Below are 15,295 nucleotides of genomic sequence, written 5' to 3' on the forward strand. Positions count from 1 at the left end.
GGGCGGCCCTCGTCCCGGGCCGCCCGGCGTCCCCCCGTTTCACCCCTGATCTCTCCACCCTTCACATCCCCTGGTGCGGGGCGACCCCCTTCGTGTGTCCACGGTCCCCGCCGGCTCATCCTTGGAGTACACCTTGAGGAAAATTCCTCTCTCACTGTGCGCAGGCACGCTGGCGTTGACCTTGGTCGCCTGTTCGGGTGCCGAGGAGGTCGACGAGTACTCGTCGATCCCCCTGACCATCTGGGCCGACGAGGACCGCGCGCAGGCCATGCGAACCTTCGCGGAGGCCTTCTCCCGTGACGTCAACCAGCAGGTCGAGGTGATCGTGATCGAGCACGACGAGCTGCGCGCCAGCTTCCTGAGCTCGCACGCCACCGGTCTCGGCCCGGACCTGCTCGTGGGTCCCCATGACTGGACGGGTGAACTGGCCGCGGCGGAGTCGATCGTGCCGGTGGGGCTGGAGTCCTCCCAGTCCGACCTGTTCTCACCGGGCGCCTTGGACGCGGTCAGCTTCGACGGGCAGGTGTACGGGGTTCCTTACGCCACCGAGAACCTGGGGCTGTTCCGCAACACGGACCTGGTGCCGGAGGCGCCGACATCGATCGAGGACATGGCGAAGATCGGGGAGGATCTCGTGGACTCGGGGTCGGCCGATCAGGCATTGAGTCTGCAGGTCGGCGCGGAGGGTGACGCCTACCACATCCACCCGTTCTTCACCTCGGCCGGCGGCTACCTGTTCGGTGAGGACGAGTCGGGGGATCCCGACCCCACCGAACTGGGGGTGGCCACGCCGGAGTCGATCGCCGCCTTCGAGAAGGTGGCGAAACTGGGTGAGGACGGTTCGGGGCTGCTCGACCGCGGCACCGATGCCGACAACGCCACCGACCTGTTCGCCACGGGCGCGGCCCCGTTCCTGATCAGCGGCCCGTGGAGCGTCTCCGCGACGGAGGCGAACGAGATCCCGTTCGAGGTCAGCCCGATCCCCGGGTTCAGCGACGGCGCCGAGGCTCGATCCCTGATCGGCGTGCAGGCGTTCTTCGTGGCCTCCGGTGCGGCCGACCCGGACTTGGCCCAGGAATTGGCGCAGGCCTTCCTCGCCGACCCCGAACTCTCGGTGATCCTGTACGAGTCGGATCCCCGTGTACCCGCTTTGGACGCCGCGATGGAGATGGTGTCCGGCCAGGACCCGCACCTGGAGGCGTTCCAGCAGGCCGGAGAGGGCGGTGTGCCGATGCCCGCGATCCCGGAGATGGAGGCCGTGTGGAGCCCGTTCTCGCAGGCGACCGCGGACATCATCGGTGGAGCCGACCCGGCAGGGGCGCTGGCCGAGGCCGAACAGCTGATCCTGGAGAGCTTCGGCCCCTGATCCGGCCCCTCGGATCGAGCACCGGAACGCGCACCCTGAGTGACCATCACCCGACCGTTTCCAGGGTGTATCCACATCTTTATCCCCAGAGTTTGCAAAGACTTTCATGTCCTGCAAGTTATTGCTAACGTCACATCAACAGGCATGCCCGCAACGGACCCGCAACCTCCGGTGAACCGCATGCATGACCTCCGTCAGTCCTCCTGGAAGGAAGACACCATGAGATCCCGAAGCGCGTCCGCGGTCGCCGGCATCGCCGCGATCGCCTTGATGGCGACCGCGTGTGGCAGCGACGGCGACACCGGCGGCGGTGACGAGGGCTCTGCCGAGGGCACCCTCGTCATCTGGTCCGACCCCGAGCGCGCCGACGCCATCCAGAGCGCCGCCGCCGACTTCGCCGAGGCCAACGGCATCGAGGTCGACGTCCAGAACGTCTCCTTCGACGACATCCAGGGCGACATCGTCAACGCTCACCAGGCCGGCAACGCCCCCGACGTCTTCATCGGCGCCCACGACTGGGCCGGCAACCTCCTGCGCAACGGCACGGTCCAGCCGATCGAGCTGCCCGCCGACCGCGCCGAAGCGCTGGACGAGACCGCTGTGGAGGCCATGACCCTGGAGGGCCAGCTCCTGGGTGTTCCGTACGCGCAGGAGAACATCTTCCTCATGCGCAACACCGAGCTGGCTCCGGACGCCCCGGAGACCTTCGAGGAGCTCGTCGAGGTCGGCAACGAGCTCAAGGACGCCGGCGACACGAGCGAGGTCCTGGCGATGGCGGTCGGCCAGGAGGGCGACCCCTTCCGCATGAACGCCCTGATGACCTCGGCCGGTGGTTACCTGTTCGGTCAGGACGACAACGGCGACTGGGACCCCGAGGACCTCGGCATCGGCTCCGACGAGACGATCGAGGCCATGGAGACGATCGCCGAGTACGGCGAGGAGGGCGAGGAGGTGCTGCGCCGCTCCATCGACCTGGAGAACGAAGCCTCCCTGTTCTTCGACGGTGAGTCCCCGTTCTTCGTCGCCGGCCCCTGGAACATCGGTGACGCCAACACCTCCGACATCGACTACGAGATCAGCGCCATCCCCGGTTTCGACGGAATGGACCCCGCCAGCCCCTACATCGGCTACCAGGGCTTCTTCGTGACCGAGGGCAGCGCCAACAGCGCGCTGGCCGAGGAGTTCGTGGTCAACTACGTCTCCGACTCCGACTTCGTTCAGACGCTGTACGAGGCCGACCCGCGCACCCCGGTGCAGAGCGAGGCCCTGGCCGCCGTCTCCGAAGAGGACCCGAACATCGCGCTGATGGCCGAGACCGGTGAGAACGGCATGCCCATGCCGAACATCCCCGAGATGGGTGAGACCTGGGAGCCGCTGGGCGTGGCCCAGGCCCAGATCATCGGTGGTGCGGACCCCCGTGAGGCCATGGAGACCGCCCACGAGACCGTCGCCGAGCGGATCGGCCAGTAACTGTGGCAACCGACCGTCCCGGCACCGCGGGCGCCTCCACCAAGGGGGCGCCCGCGGGCCGCAAACGCCCAGGAGGCCCACTGGCCGGTGGCTCCCTCGGCGGCCAGATCATGAAGATCCTCCTGTTGGGCCTGTTCACCGCCCTCGGTGTGTGGGCGGTCCTGCCCCTGTACCTGGCGGGTGTGTGGTGGGGGATCGGTCTGGTCGTGGCCGTGGTGGCCCTCGTCTACTGGGTCTACTTCTCCAAGCGCACCGTCCCGGCCAAATACCTGGTGCCGGGTGTGCTCTTCCTGATGGCCTTCCAGATCTTCCCGGTGATCTACACGATGAGCACCTCGCTCACCAACATGAGCGACGGACACCGGGGATCCAAGGACCAGGCCATCGCGTCCATCGAGGCGTTCTCGGTGACACGAGACGCCGACTCCCGCGAGTTCGTCCTCACCGTGGCCGCCAACGGCGACCCCGAGACCGGTGAACTCGTCTTCCTCCTCAGCGACGACGAGGGCGGCACCTACGCCGGTACCGAAGAGGGGCTGAGCGACCTGGTCGGCGCCCAGGTCGACGACTCGGGCAAGATCACCGACACCATCGGGTACACCGTCCTGACGCCCGCCCAGGTGAACTCGCGCAGCGACGAGCTGCAAGGGTTCGCCGTTCCCACCGACGAGGGCTCGGGCATCCGCTCCAGCGGTCTGTCCAGTGCCTTCGAGGGCAGCGCCCTCCGGGTCTACGACGAGTCCTGCGACTGCATCGAGGACACCGAGACCGGTGCCGTCTACCACGCGGACGACGAGCGCGGCGCGTTCTACGACGAGGACGGGCAGCGCCTTCCCCAGGGCTGGCAGGTCGGGGTGGGACTGGACAACTTCCTCCGGTTCCTGTTCAACCCGACCTTCGCGTCCTCCTTCTTCGGCACGCTGGTGTGGAACGTCGTGTTCGCCGTCTCGGTCACCTTCCTGGTGTTCGTGGTCGGCCTGGCGGTGGCCCTGACCCTGCACGTGCCCAAGATGCGCGGCAAGGTGGTCTACCGGATCCTGGTCGTCCTGCCCTACGCCATGAGTTCACTGGCCATGTACCTGCTCTGGCGGGACATGTTCAACGCCGACTTCGGTCTGTTCAACCGGATGCTCGGGTTGCAAGTGGACTGGTTGGGCGACGTGTGGGCGGCGCGGTTCGCGGTGATCCTGGCCAACGTGTGGCTGGGCTATCCGTACATGTTCCTGGTCGCCACCGGGGCGCTACAGGCCATCCCCCGTGAGCTGGGGCAGGCGGCGCAGCTGGACGGGGCCGGGCCCTGGCAGGCGTTCCGGCACGTCACCCTGCCGCTGCTGATGGTCTCGATGACCCCGATCCTCATCTCCACGTTCGCGTTCAACTTCAACAACTTCAACGCGGTGTGGCTGATCACCAGGGGTGGACCGTTCGGTTCGGAGGGCACCACCGCCGGCGGTGCCACCGACCTGCTCATCACCTATACGTACCGGTTGGCGTTCAGTGAGGCCACCGCGCAGTACGGCTACGCCGCCGCGCTGTCGGTGATGATCTTCCTGATCGTCTCGGTGATGTCCGTGGTCACTCTGAGCCGGACCAAGGCCCTGCAGGAGGTGGACCGATGAGCGTCCCCGATGTCGCCACCAGGCCCGTCTATCAGCGCAGCGTCAGCACGCGCTTCGCCCTGTGGGCCGGGCGGCTGGGTTGGCGCCACGCCGTCATGTGGGTGATCGCGGCGTTCGCGATCTTCCCCGTGCTGTTCGTGGTCTCGGCCGCGATCAACCCGGTCGGCACCCTGAGCAGTTCCCAGTTGTGGCCGACGGGCGCGAGCCTGGACAACGCCAAGGAGCTGTTCCGCAACACCCCGTTCACCACCTGGTACACGAACTCGCTGTTCTTCGCGCTCACCAACGCGGCGGTCACCGTGCTGCTGTCCGCGCTGGCGGCCTACGCCTTCAGCCGGATGCGGTTCAAGGGCCGCCGGGTGGGACTGATCGGGCTCCTGGTCATCCAGATGTTCCCGCAGTTCCTGGCGATCGTGGCGATCTACCTGATGTTCTCCAACATCGGCGAGCTCTACCCGGCGATCGGCTTCGACACCCGTTGGGGCCTGCTGCTGGTGTACCTGGGCGGGGCGCTCAGCATCAACACGTGGTTGATGAAGGGCTTCTTCGACACCGTGCCCAAGGAGTTGGACGAGTCCGCGCAGATGGACGGGGCCACGCACGCGCAGGTGTTCTTCCGGATCATGCTGCCGCTGGTCACCCCGGTGCTGGCGATCGTGGCGCTGTTGGTGTTCATCAACACCATCAACGAGTTCCTGTTGGCCAGCGTGTTCCTGCGGGACACCGACTCGCAGACCTTGGGCCTGGGGCTGTACCAACTGGTGGACTCCCAGCGCAACGCCAACTTCGGGATGTTCGCGGTGGGCGCCATCATGCTGTCCCTGCCCACCCTGGCGGTGTTCTGGTTCCTCCAGCGCTACATCAGCGAGGGCCTGACCTCCGGAGCGGTCAAGGGCTAGTGGAGCAAACGTAGGAGGGGCGCCCCTGTTCGATGGGGGCGCCCCTCCTTCGTCGTCCGCCGGCCCCGGCCGGCCGCGACTACTTCTTCTTCTTGTCCTCGGAGACGCTGTCGTCCGTGGACAGTGCGGTGATGAAGGCCTCCTGGGGCACCTCGACCCGGCCGACCATCTTCATCCGCTTCTTGCCCTCCTTCTGCTTCTCCAGCAGCTTGCGCTTACGGCTGATGTCACCGCCGTAGCACTTGGAGAGCACGTCCTTGCGGATCGCCCGAATGTTCTCTCGGGCGATGACCCGGGCGCCGATGGCCGCCTGGACCGGGATCTCGAACTGCTGCCTCGGAATGAGCTCGCGCAGCTTCTTGGTCATCTCCACCCCGTAGGAGTAGGACTTCTCCCTGTGGACGATCGCCGAGAAAGCGTCGATGGGCTCGCCCTGGAGCAGGATGTCGACCTTGACCAGGTCCGCCGCCTGCTCCCCGATGGGCTCGTAGTCCAAGGAGGCGTAGCCCTTGGTCCGGGACTTGAGCGCGTCGAAGAAGTCGAAGACGATCTCGGCCATGGGAAGCGTGTACCGCATCTCGACACGGTCCTCGGACAGGTAGTCCATGCCTTGGAGCTCACCGCGGCGGTCCTGGCACAGTTCCATGATCTGACCGATGTGCTCGGCGGGGCTGAGCAGGGTGGTCTTGACCATCGGCTCGTAGATCGAGTCGATCTTCCCCTCGGGGAACTCGCTCGGGTTGGTCACGACGTGCTCGGTGCCGTCCTCCATGACCACCCTGTAGATCACGTTGGGGGCGGTGGAGATGAGTTCGAGGTTGAACTCGCGCTCCAGACGGGCCCTGGTGATCTCCAGGTGGAGCAGGCCCAGGAAGCCACAACGGAAGCCGAAGCCCAGAGCCGCGGAGGTCTCGGGCTCGAAGGCCAGGGCGGCGTCGTTGAGCTGGAGTTTGTCCAAGGCGTCGCGCAGCACCGGATAGTCGGTGCCGTCGATCGGATACAGGCCCGAGAACACCATGGGCTTGGGTTCCTGATAGCCCTCAAGCATCGTCTCGGCGGACTTGTTGAGGGTGGTGATGGTGTCACCGACCTTGGACTGACGCACGTCCTTCACGCCAGTGATGATGTAGCCGACCTCTCCCACGCTGAGGCCCTGGCTCTTGGTCGGCTCGGGTGCGCTGACCCCGATCTCCAGGATCTCGTGGGAGGCCTTGGTGGACATCATCTGGATGCGCTCGCGCGGGCTGAGCTTGCCGTCCACGACCCGCACGTAGGTGACCACGCCGCGGTAGGTGTCGTACACCGAGTCGAAGATCATCGCGCGGGCGGGGGCGTCCGGGTCGCCGACCGGGGCCGGGATCTGGGTGACGATCTCGTTGAGGAGATCCTCGACACCCTCACCGGTCTTGGCGCTGACCTTGAGCACGTCGGAGGGCTCACAGCCGATGATCCCGGCGATCTCCTCGGCGTACTTCTCGGGCTGGGCCGCGGGAAGGTCGATCTTGTTGAGCACCGGGATGATCTGTAGGTCGTTCTCCAGCGCCATGTACAGGTTGGCGAGGGTCTGCGCCTCGATCCCCTGGGCGGCGTCGACCAGCAGGATCGCGCCCTCGCAGGCGGCCAGCGAACGCGACACCTCGTAGGTGAAGTCGACGTGGCCGGGGGTGTCGATCAGGTCGAGCGTGTAGGTCTTGTCGTCCAGGGCGGTGAAGGGGATGCGCACCGCCTGGGACTTGATGGTGATGCCGCGCTCGCGCTCGATGTCCATGCGGTCCAGGTACTGGGCGCGCATCTGACGGTCCTCGACGACCCCGGTGATCTGGAGCATCCGGTCGGCCAGCGTCGACTTGCCATGGTCGATGTGCGCGATGATGCAGAAGTTGCGAATCAGCGCGGGATCGGTCCAGTTCGGCTGTGCCACCGTGCTCCGTTCAACAGGATTGGTTCAGGGTCGTGTGCGCCTGTGGGGGGCGTCATACCACCGCGGCCGTGGGCACACGGCGGCCTCTATCCTCCCATGGTGCGGGCACCGCACTCACCGGGTATCCCCCGGGGCGATGCGGCAGTATGGGCGCGAGGCGCGGGTGTCGACCTCCAGATTATGCGAACCGACGCCGGGCACGGTCCCGGCGGGGCGAGAGCGGGTGGCGCGGGAGTGAAGTGGTTTCTGACACGGCTGCTGGCGGGGATCGCGGCGATCCTGGTGCTGGTGGTGGCCGCGGGCGCGTTGCTGAGCTTCCAGTTCTCGGGCACGCCCAGCGATCGGGCGGCCTCCCAGGACGCGGACGCGGCTTGGGTGGGGTCGTGGGAGGACACCGACACTCTGGCGGATTTGTTGGACACCGGCTCGGTGAACACCCTGTACGTGTACGCGGGGGACGTGTCCGCCGACGGGACCGTGGAGCGGGTTCCCGACACCGAGGCGTTGCTGTCGTGGCTGGACTCCACCTATCCCGAGGTGCGTCCGCTCGCCTGGCTGCGGCACGTGGAGTCCGGTTCGTCCCTGTTGCGGGACCGATTCCCCACCGAGGCCCGTGAGGCGCTCGCGCCGGAGGTCGCCGAGGTGGCCGCGGACGGTTTCGCCGGGGTGCACCTGGAGATCCGTCCAGTGACGGTGAACGACCCATCGATCCCCACGTTGGTGTCGCTGGTCCGGGAGGAACTGGGCGAGGACCCGGTGCTGTCGATTCAGGCCCATCACGTGGAGTTGCTCCCCGGCGGCCGGGTGGCGTCGTTCGTCACCGACGGCGAGGAGAAGTACTGGTCCAAGGGGTACCTGGACCAGGTGACCGAGCACGCCGACGAGGTCGTACTGCCCGGGGTGGACGCGAACATGCCGACCGAGGGGATGTACGGCGGCTTCATGGTGCGTCAGGTGACCGAGGCGGTGGCGGCGCTCAGATCCCGTGAGGACCTGACCCTGCGTTTCGGGGTACCCGCCTACAGCGGTGCGGAGTGGGGGCCGGACCACGAGAACGAGGACGCGCTGACCGCGATCGCCGCGATCAGGCTGGGTCTGTCCAAGGCGGAACCCGCCGAGGAACTCACCACCGGAGTGGCGCTCTACCTGGCCGACGAGGCCGAGAAGGGCGACCTGGACGCCTACCGCACGGGGTGGCTGGGCCCCATCCCCTGAGAGTTGAGCAGTGCTTTTTGGGGCCTTTGCAGAGGGATTCTTCATCGTCGTCTACGCCTGCCGCTCGTACCTCGCTCACGGCTTGACTCCTTCTTGCAGAACCCTCTCCGGACCCGAACGGGTAACCGCCAGGTCCCGAGTGGTCCACCGAATACGGCATACTGAGAAGTCCGTGTCTCGGACTTCCACGTTCCAATTCGAGCCCTTCTGGTCTCTCACACACACCCTGCGCCGGCGCCCACGCGCGCGACTCATGGAACGGCTGCCCATGAGATGAGCCGCCTGTTCGACCGGCGCGCAGATCAAAGTTACTGGAGCACGTTTTCGCATGGCGAACATCAAGTCGCAGAAGAAGCGCAACCGGCAGAACGAGAAGGCTCGTATCCGCAACCAGGCGGTGCGCTCTTCGCTGAAGACCTCCATCCGGAAGTTCCGCGAAGCCGCCGAGGCCGGGGACGTCGAGAAGGCCACCGTCCTGCAGCGTGACGCCGCTCGTGCCCTGGACAAGGCCACCAGCAAGCGCGTCATCCACAAGAACCAGGCCGCGAACCGCAAGAGCGCGATCGCCAAGCGCCTGGACCAGCTCCAGTCCGCCTAAGGACTGCGTAGCCCGCGGTTTCCAGGGCCCGGCCTCCTCAGGGAGGCCGGGCCCTTTCGTGTCTTCGCGAGTTATCCACAGGTGGAAATCACCCGGTGACAGCCGGTCGCGATCTCCCTAGCGTTGCATGCATGACCGCTTCGCGCCGGTCGCGGCGCTACCCTCCCGTTGCCACCCCCGAGGAACGACTCCGCGCACTCGGCCTGGGCTCCTCCCCCTCCGCCAGGCGTCTGCGCGCCCGAATCCCCCGTCCACCGACCGATCCTCCGGCCCTCCCCGCTCCCCGACCGGGCACCGACGTTCCCAGCGCGCCCTACGCGGTCGACGCACGGACCCCCTACCGGCCTGCCGGGCGGGACTGGCCGGAGCGCGCCCCGGAGGACGTGCTCACCGTCTCGGCGCCGAAAAAACCCGAGCCCTCCCCCTCTCCGTGGGCCCCTCCTGATCGACCCGACGGTGACTCGGACGATCGGAAACAGCGCCGGCGTGAACGTTCGACGCGAGACCGGCCCACGGGATCGTCCCGGCCGCCCGCCGGGTACACGGAGTTGGTCCCGGACGAACCCGTGGCGGCCCTGGAGCGGGTCACCCGGGGCTGGGCCACCGAGGCCGCGCTGTCGCGCCGGTCACTGGCCGTGCTGGTGGTGCTGGGTCTGCTGGCGGTGGGGGTCGCGTTCCTGATGCTGCGCGAACGTCCCGAGGAGGTCGCCGTGCCCGAGCTGGTCACACAGGCCGCCTCCGATGACGGTCCGGTCCCGGAACCCGATGCTCCCCCTCCGGACGGCGATGTCGTGGTGCACGTGGGCGGTGAGGTGACCGAACCGGGCCTGTACACGATGCCCGCGGGTTCGCGGGTGGCCGACGCCGTGGAGGAGGCGGGCGGAGCGCTGCCCGACACCGATCTCGACCTGCTCAACCTGGCCAGGACACTGACCGACGGCGAACGCATACTCGTGGGGGTCGCGGAGGAGGCGCCCGGTGACGGCGGCGCGGCGGCCGCCGGTGGGGAAGGTCCGACGGTGAACGTCAATACCGCCGATGAGGAGGAACTGCGCTCCCTGCCGGGGATCGGGGAGAAGAAGGCGCGCCAGATCATCGACCACCGGGAGTCCCTCGGGGGATCCTTCTCCAGTGTCGAGGACCTGCTCGGGGTGGACGGGATCGCGGAGAAGACCCTGGAGAGCCTCCGACCGCACGTGAGCGTGGGGTGAGTCGGCGTTGGTGACATGGTTGGGGACCGACGCTCACGGGTTGGGGCACCCGCCGGACCTGCGGCTGATCGCTCCGGCGTTGGCGTCATGGGCCGCCGCACTGGTGGCCTTGGCCGTCCCTCCGTGGGCGGCGTGGGCGCTGGCGGGCGCGATGGTCCTCGTGGCGGCGGTGGCGTTCCTGTGGGAGCGACCGTCCGCGCTGCTCGGGGAGGCTCCGATCACCGCGGTGGCGGCGACCCTGGTGTGCGCGGCGACGGTCGCCGCGGTGGCCGGACTCCACGTGCATCGAACGGTGTCGAGCGCGGCGGTGGCCGCCGGCGACCGGGGCGGGGAGGTGGAGTTCGCCGCCGTGGTGACGGTCGATCCGCGATCCCGGGCGGGCATGCCACGACCGGGACGGGCGGAGTGGGTGGTGCCGGCCCGCACCGTGTGGGTCCGTGTGGACGGCGAGGTCCGCGCCTCGCGGGCGTCGGTGGTGGTGTTGGCCTCCGGCGCGGACTGGTCGGGGCTCCTGCCGGGTCAGGAGTTCACCGCTCGGGGGGTGTTCCTGACCGCCGAGGACGAACCGTTGACGGCGGCTTTGGTGCCGGTGCGGGGCCCTCCGGAGGAGATCGCCGAGCCCGGGCGGCTCCAGGCCTTCGCCGGTGGGGTCCGCGGCGACCTGCGGGAGGCCGCGTCCTCACTCCCCCAACCCGAACGCGGGCTGCTACCGGCGTTGATCGTCGGCGACACCTCCGAACTGAGGGAGGAGACCGCGGAGGATTTCCGCGCCACCGGGATGACGCACCTGTTGACCGTCAGCGGGGCCAACCTGGCGGTCCTGACCGGGTTCGTGTTGGCGGTGGCTCGGTGGGCCCGGGCGCCGACGTGGTGTTCGGTTCTGGGCGGGGCGGTGATGATCTGGCTGTTCGTGCTGGTGTGTCGACCGGAGCCGAGCGTGGTGCGGGCCGCGTTCATGGGTTCGTTGGGGTTGTTGGCGTTGGCCACGGGCCGGGCGCACGCCGGTTTGGGCGCGTTGGGCGTGACCGTGGTGGGCGTGCTGTTCGTGGCTCCGGGGCTGGCTACCTCCTTCGGGTTCGCGTTGTCGGCGCTGGCCACGGCCGGAATCCTGCTCCTGGTGCCGGGGTGGGCGCACGCCTGGTCGGCCCGGATGCCCCTTCCCGTGGCGGAGGCCCTGGCGGTGGCGGTGGCCGCGCACGTCGCGGTGGCCCCGGTTCTGGTGCTGCTGTCCGGGGAGGTGTCGTGGGTGGCGGTGCCGGCCAACGTGTTGGCCGCTCCGGTGGTGGCGGTGGTGACCGTGGCGGGGTCGGCGTTGACCGCGCTGGCGTCGGTCTGGTCGGGCGCCGCGGCGGTCCTGGTGCACCTGCCGGGGCTCGGGGTGTCCTGGCTCGCCGTGGTGGCGCGGGCGGGGGCTCGGGTGCCGTACGGGGCGCTGCCATGGCGCTCCGACGTGGCCGGCGCTTTGGTGCTGGCCACCTTGGTGGCGGTGTTCCTGCTGACCCGTGGACGGCTGCGTCGGGTGTTGGCCGCCGTGACCGTCGCGGTGTTGGTGGCGGGTCTGGCGGTCCGGTGCGTCCCGGGCGGTTGGCCACCGACGGGGTGGGTGTTGGTCTCCTGCGACGTGGGACAGGGCGACGCGTTGGTGCTGTCCGCCGGCGGAGGGGCGGCGGTGGTCTTCGACGCCGGGGACGATCCGGAACGGGTGGACGGGTGCCTGGAACGGCTGGGGGTGCGGGAGGTCCCGTTGTTGGTGCTCAGCCACGACCACTCCGACCACGTGGACGGCGCCTCGGGTGTGCTGCGGCACCGACGGGTTCCGGTGGCGCTGGCCCCGGCGGGTTTCGAGGGCACCGCGGTGGGGCGCCTGTTGGCGGAGGAGGGTGTGGAGGTCCTGACCGCCGAGCGGGGGCAGACCTTCGAGGTGGACACGTGGACGCTGCGGGTGCTGTGGCCGCGGCCGGGCTACGTGGGGACGGTCAACGACACCTCGGTGGTGATCCGGGCGGATGGCACGCACCTGTCGGCGCTGCTCACCGGGGACATCGAGGTACCGGCCCAGGGTGAGCTGGTGCGCGGTCCGGACGCCGCGTTGTTGGCGGTCACCGTCCTGAACACCCCGCACCACGGTTCGGGCACCCAGGACCCGGCCTTCCTCGCCGCGACGCGGGCGCGTGTGTCGGTGACCTCGGTGGGAGCGGACAACCCCTACGGCCACCCGGCGCCGTTCACCCAGAACATCCTGGAACGGGTGGCCCTGGTGAACGCGCGCACCGACCGGGACGGGGACGTGGCGGTGCTGGACGACCCGGTGCGCGTGGTCTCCCGCGGCCCCGCCCCGGATCGATGAGCCACCGAACGGCACCGGCGGGTCGGTGGGTCGTGGCATGCTCGTTGTATGCCTGCACCCGCCCTCATCACACTCATCGTCGGCGACGAGGAACTGCTCGTCGACCGGGCCGTGGCCGCGGTGGTCGCCGCGGTCCGAGAGTCCGATCCGGACGTGGACGTCCACGACCTCGTGCCCGCCCAGGTGGGCCCGTCCACCCTGGTGGAGGTCACCTCACCGTCCCTTTTCGGCGACCGCCGGGTGGTGGTGCTCCGTTCCTCCCAGGACCTGACCAAGGACCTGGCGGCGACCGTCCTCGACTATCTCCAGAACCCCGCCGACGACGTGAACATGGTGCTCACCCACGCCGGCGGCGCCAAGGGCAAGGCGCTGTTGGAGGCCGCCACGAAGGCCAAGGCGGAGCGGGTGGACTGCAAGGGCCCCAAGAAGGGTCCGGAACGGGTGGCGTTCGTCAAGGGGGAGTTCGCCGCGGCCAAGCGGCAGATCACCCCCGACGCCGCCGAGGCGCTGGTCGACGCGGTCGGATCCGATCTGCGTGAGATCGCCGCGGCCTGCACCCAGCTGATCGCCGACACCGAGGGACGTGTGGACGCCTCCGCGGTGGCCCGCTACCACTCGGGCAAGGCCGAGGCCTCCGGGTTCACGGTGGCGGACCGGGCCGTGGAGGGGCGCCTGCCCGAGGCCTTGGAGCAGCTGCGCTGGTCGCTCGCGGTGGGCACCGCCCCGGTGCTGATCAACAGCGCCCTGGCCGGGGCGATACGCGGGATCGCGGTGGCGGCCCAGCCTCCGCGCGGGATGAGCGAAGCGGATCTGGCCAAGCGGGCGAAGGTACCGCCGTGGAAGATGCGGACGCTGCGTCAGCAGGCCCGGGGGTGGAGCCCCGGTGGGGTCACCCGTGCCATGGCGGTGATCGCGGAGACGGACGCGCTGATCAAGGGCGCCGGACGCGATCCCGAGTACGCCTTGGAGCGTGCGGTGATCGAGATCGCCCGCGCCCGCGGCAACCGCTGACGGACTTCAGCGGATGGTCTGACCGCCCTGCCACACGCGCAGGGTGTTCAGCCCCATGGACCAGGCGAAGGCGCCCTCGTGGTCGGCGTCCCACTGCACCAGGTCGGCGAGGCTGCCGGGGGCGAGCAGTCCCCGGTCATTGAGTCCGAGGGCGCGGGCGCCACCGACGGTGGCGGCGTTGAGCGCCTCCTGCACGGTCATCTCGAACATGGAGATGGCCAGGGAGATGACCAGCGGCATGGACGTCGTGCCGGACTGGGCGGGGTTGTGGTCGGTGCCCAGCCCCACGGGGACACCGTGGTCGAGCAGGGCGCGCACCGGAGGGGTGCGACGTTCGTGCAGGGCCGTGGTGGGGCAGGCGACCACCGGTGTGCGGGTGGCGGCCAGGGCGAGCATGTCCTCGTCGTCGGCCTCGTGCATCAGGTCCACGGAGGTGCAGCCGAGTTCGGCGGCCATACGCACGGCGCCGTGTCGGGGCCGTGAACAGGCGTGCATGGTGGTGCGCAGCCCCACGGACTGCCCCACGCCGAGCAGCATGTGGGCGTCCTCGGTGGTGAACTGCTGGTTGTCGCAGTAGACGTCGACCCCGTCGGCGCCCGCCATGGCCGCGTCGCCGAGCCAGGACGCGGCGGTGGTCACGTACTCCTTGGGGCGGCCGAAGAACTCGGGGGGCACCCCGTGGGCGGGGAAGAACGTGACGTGCAGGCGCGGCATGCCCGGTTCCTCCTCCAGGGAGCGCAGCAGGCGCACGTCGGCGAGTTCGCCGTCCCGGGTGAGGTGGTAGCCGGTCTTGGCCTCCACGGTGGTACAGCCGGAGAGCACCCAGTGCCGGAGCCGTTCGCGAACGGCGTTGCACAGGGTCCAGGGATCGGTTCCACGGGTGATGGTGACCGTGGTGGACACTCCCCCGCCGGCGGCGAAGATGTCGGCGTGGCTGGCGCCCTTGGCCCACATGTTGACCTCGGCGTAGCGGTCACCGGCGTACACGGGGTGGCAGTGGGCGTCGACGAGCCCCGGGGTGACGAGCCCTCCACCGATGTTGACGATCTCGTCGACGTCGGTGAGGTCCTCCATCACTCCGGGAATGTGCTGCGGCAGATCGGCGGCGGGTCCGACCCAGGCCACGCGGTCGTTGTCGATGAGGACCGCGGCTTTGGTCAGCAGCTCGTTACCGGTCCACAGGCGGCCGATGTTGGTGAGGAGTACTACCGGCATCAGATGGTCCGCCTCCGCCGGTCAGGTCCGTCGAGCGCCACGCGGACGGGGGGCGCGAAGAGCACGGGCGGACATGGCGACCTCGTATCTGGGTGTGATTCCGACAGGGCCGTGGGCGACCTGGGGCCATCACGCGGTGCCGGATCAGTGGGGGTGCGCCGTCGGGGGCAGCGGCCACTGCCGGCCGGTGCTCCGAAACCGTAGTCCATTCGCCGACACCGTGTACACCTCTCCCTGTGGACGAATGCGAACGTTCCGGGGCGAAGTTCGCAGATTGATGGCGTGATGAAGACCACTCGAACCACGTTTGATCTGCGACGACCCGCGTCACGGGTGGAATTCGGCCGGTGTCGCGGAACATGAGAGACCTGCGGGGGCCTCGGACACGCGCGGGGGCCGGGAAGTCCGTGCGGACTTCCCGGC

Annotated in this window: 11 protein-coding genes; 9 read left to right on the forward strand and 2 right to left on the reverse strand. The window is 68.9% G+C overall.

All coding sequences use genetic code 11. From position 1 onward, the window contains the following. The first annotated feature begins 133 nt into the window (after positions 1 to 133). The 4 genes from BQ8420_RS29770 to BQ8420_RS29785 all read left to right on the forward strand — a co-directional run bounded on the left by BQ8420_RS29770 (position 134) and on the right by BQ8420_RS29785 (position 5,354). Positions 134 to 1,366, forward strand: a complete 1,233-nt coding sequence (locus BQ8420_RS29770) for a maltose ABC transporter substrate-binding protein (protein ID WP_087103673.1) — start codon at positions 134 to 136, stop codon at positions 1,364 to 1,366. Between the two features lie 219 nt (positions 1,367 to 1,585). Beyond that, positions 1,586 to 2,836, forward strand: coding sequence for an extracellular solute-binding protein (locus BQ8420_RS29775; protein WP_087103675.1), 1,251 nt, complete (start codon positions 1,586 to 1,588; stop codon positions 2,834 to 2,836). Positions 2,837 to 2,838: 2 nt separating this feature from the next. Then, a complete protein-coding gene (locus BQ8420_RS29780; RefSeq protein ID WP_087103611.1) occupies positions 2,839 to 4,455 on the forward strand; it encodes an ABC transporter permease subunit in 1,617 nt (538 codons plus the stop codon). Next, on the forward strand, positions 4,452 to 5,354 hold the full coding sequence (locus tag BQ8420_RS29785) for a sugar ABC transporter permease (protein WP_087103612.1): 903 nt from the start codon (positions 4,452 to 4,454) through the stop codon (positions 5,352 to 5,354). Before BQ8420_RS29780 ends, BQ8420_RS29785 begins: the two co-directional genes overlap by 4 nt. A 79-nt stretch (positions 5,355 to 5,433) precedes the next feature. On the opposite strand, the gene lepA is transcribed toward BQ8420_RS29785, so the two are convergent. Next, positions 5,434 to 7,275, reverse strand: coding sequence for a translation elongation factor 4 (gene lepA, locus BQ8420_RS29790; RefSeq protein WP_087103614.1), 1,842 nt, complete (start codon positions 7,273 to 7,275; stop codon positions 5,434 to 5,436). Positions 7,276 to 7,509: 234 nt separating this feature from the next. On the opposite strand from lepA, the gene BQ8420_RS29795 reads away from it, so the two are divergent. The 5 genes from BQ8420_RS29795 (at position 7,510) to holA (ending at position 13,657) form a co-directional block, all read left to right on the forward strand. Then, positions 7,510 to 8,490: a hypothetical protein gene (locus tag BQ8420_RS29795; protein WP_200816150.1), complete on the forward strand. Its 981-nt coding sequence runs from the start codon at positions 7,510 to 7,512 to the stop codon at positions 8,488 to 8,490. A 328-nt stretch (positions 8,491 to 8,818) separates the two neighbouring features. Continuing rightward, positions 8,819 to 9,088 (forward strand): 30S ribosomal protein S20, encoded by a 270-nt coding sequence (rpsT, locus tag BQ8420_RS29800; protein WP_087103618.1) that lies wholly within the window; start codon positions 8,819 to 8,821, stop codon positions 9,086 to 9,088. A 131-nt stretch (positions 9,089 to 9,219) separates the two neighbouring features. Continuing rightward, positions 9,220 to 10,299 carry a ComEA family DNA-binding protein gene (locus BQ8420_RS32510; protein ID WP_087103620.1) on the forward strand — a complete coding sequence of 360 codons (1,080 nt, stop codon included), beginning with the start codon at positions 9,220 to 9,222 and terminating at the stop codon, positions 10,297 to 10,299. A 7-nt stretch (positions 10,300 to 10,306) separates the two neighbouring features. Beyond that, positions 10,307 to 12,646, forward strand: a complete 2,340-nt coding sequence (locus BQ8420_RS29810) for a ComEC/Rec2 family competence protein (RefSeq protein ID WP_087103622.1) — start codon at positions 10,307 to 10,309, stop codon at positions 12,644 to 12,646. A gap of 48 nt (positions 12,647 to 12,694) precedes the next feature. Next, the gene (gene holA, locus BQ8420_RS29815) at positions 12,695 to 13,657 is read left to right on the forward strand and encodes a DNA polymerase III subunit delta (protein ID WP_087103623.1); all 963 of its coding nucleotides are present in this window, start codon (positions 12,695 to 12,697) and stop codon (positions 13,655 to 13,657) included. A 6-nt stretch (positions 13,658 to 13,663) separates the two neighbouring features. Here holA and BQ8420_RS29820 read toward each other — a convergent pair whose 3' ends face one another. Further along, complete coding sequence (locus tag BQ8420_RS29820; RefSeq protein WP_087103625.1) at positions 13,664 to 14,872, reverse strand: amidohydrolase family protein; 1,209 nt, start codon at positions 14,870 to 14,872, stop codon at positions 13,664 to 13,666. Positions 14,873 to 15,295 lie beyond the last annotated feature (423 nt).

Source organism: Nocardiopsis sp. JB363 (assembly GCF_900143625.1).
In the GTDB taxonomy this organism is placed as follows: domain Bacteria; phylum Actinomycetota; class Actinomycetes; order Streptosporangiales; family Streptosporangiaceae; genus Nocardiopsis.

Coding starts and splice junctions, on each gene's coding strand:
- BQ8420_RS32510 (WP_087103620.1), top strand. CDS start 9,220: ATGACCGCTTCGCGCCGGTCGCGGCGCTACCCTCCCGTTGCCACCCCC.
- holA (WP_087103623.1), top strand. CDS start 12,695: ATGCCTGCACCCGCCCTCATCACACTCATCGTCGGCGACGAGGAACTG.
- rpsT (WP_087103618.1), top strand. CDS start 8,819: ATGGCGAACATCAAGTCGCAGAAGAAGCGCAACCGGCAGAACGAGAAG.
- BQ8420_RS29775 (WP_087103675.1), top strand. CDS start 1,586: ATGAGATCCCGAAGCGCGTCCGCGGTCGCCGGCATCGCCGCGATCGCC.
- BQ8420_RS29820 (WP_087103625.1), bottom strand. CDS start 14,872: ATGCCGGTAGTACTCCTCACCAACATCGGCCGCCTGTGGACCGGTAAC.
- BQ8420_RS29785 (WP_087103612.1), top strand. CDS start 4,452: ATGAGCGTCCCCGATGTCGCCACCAGGCCCGTCTATCAGCGCAGCGTC.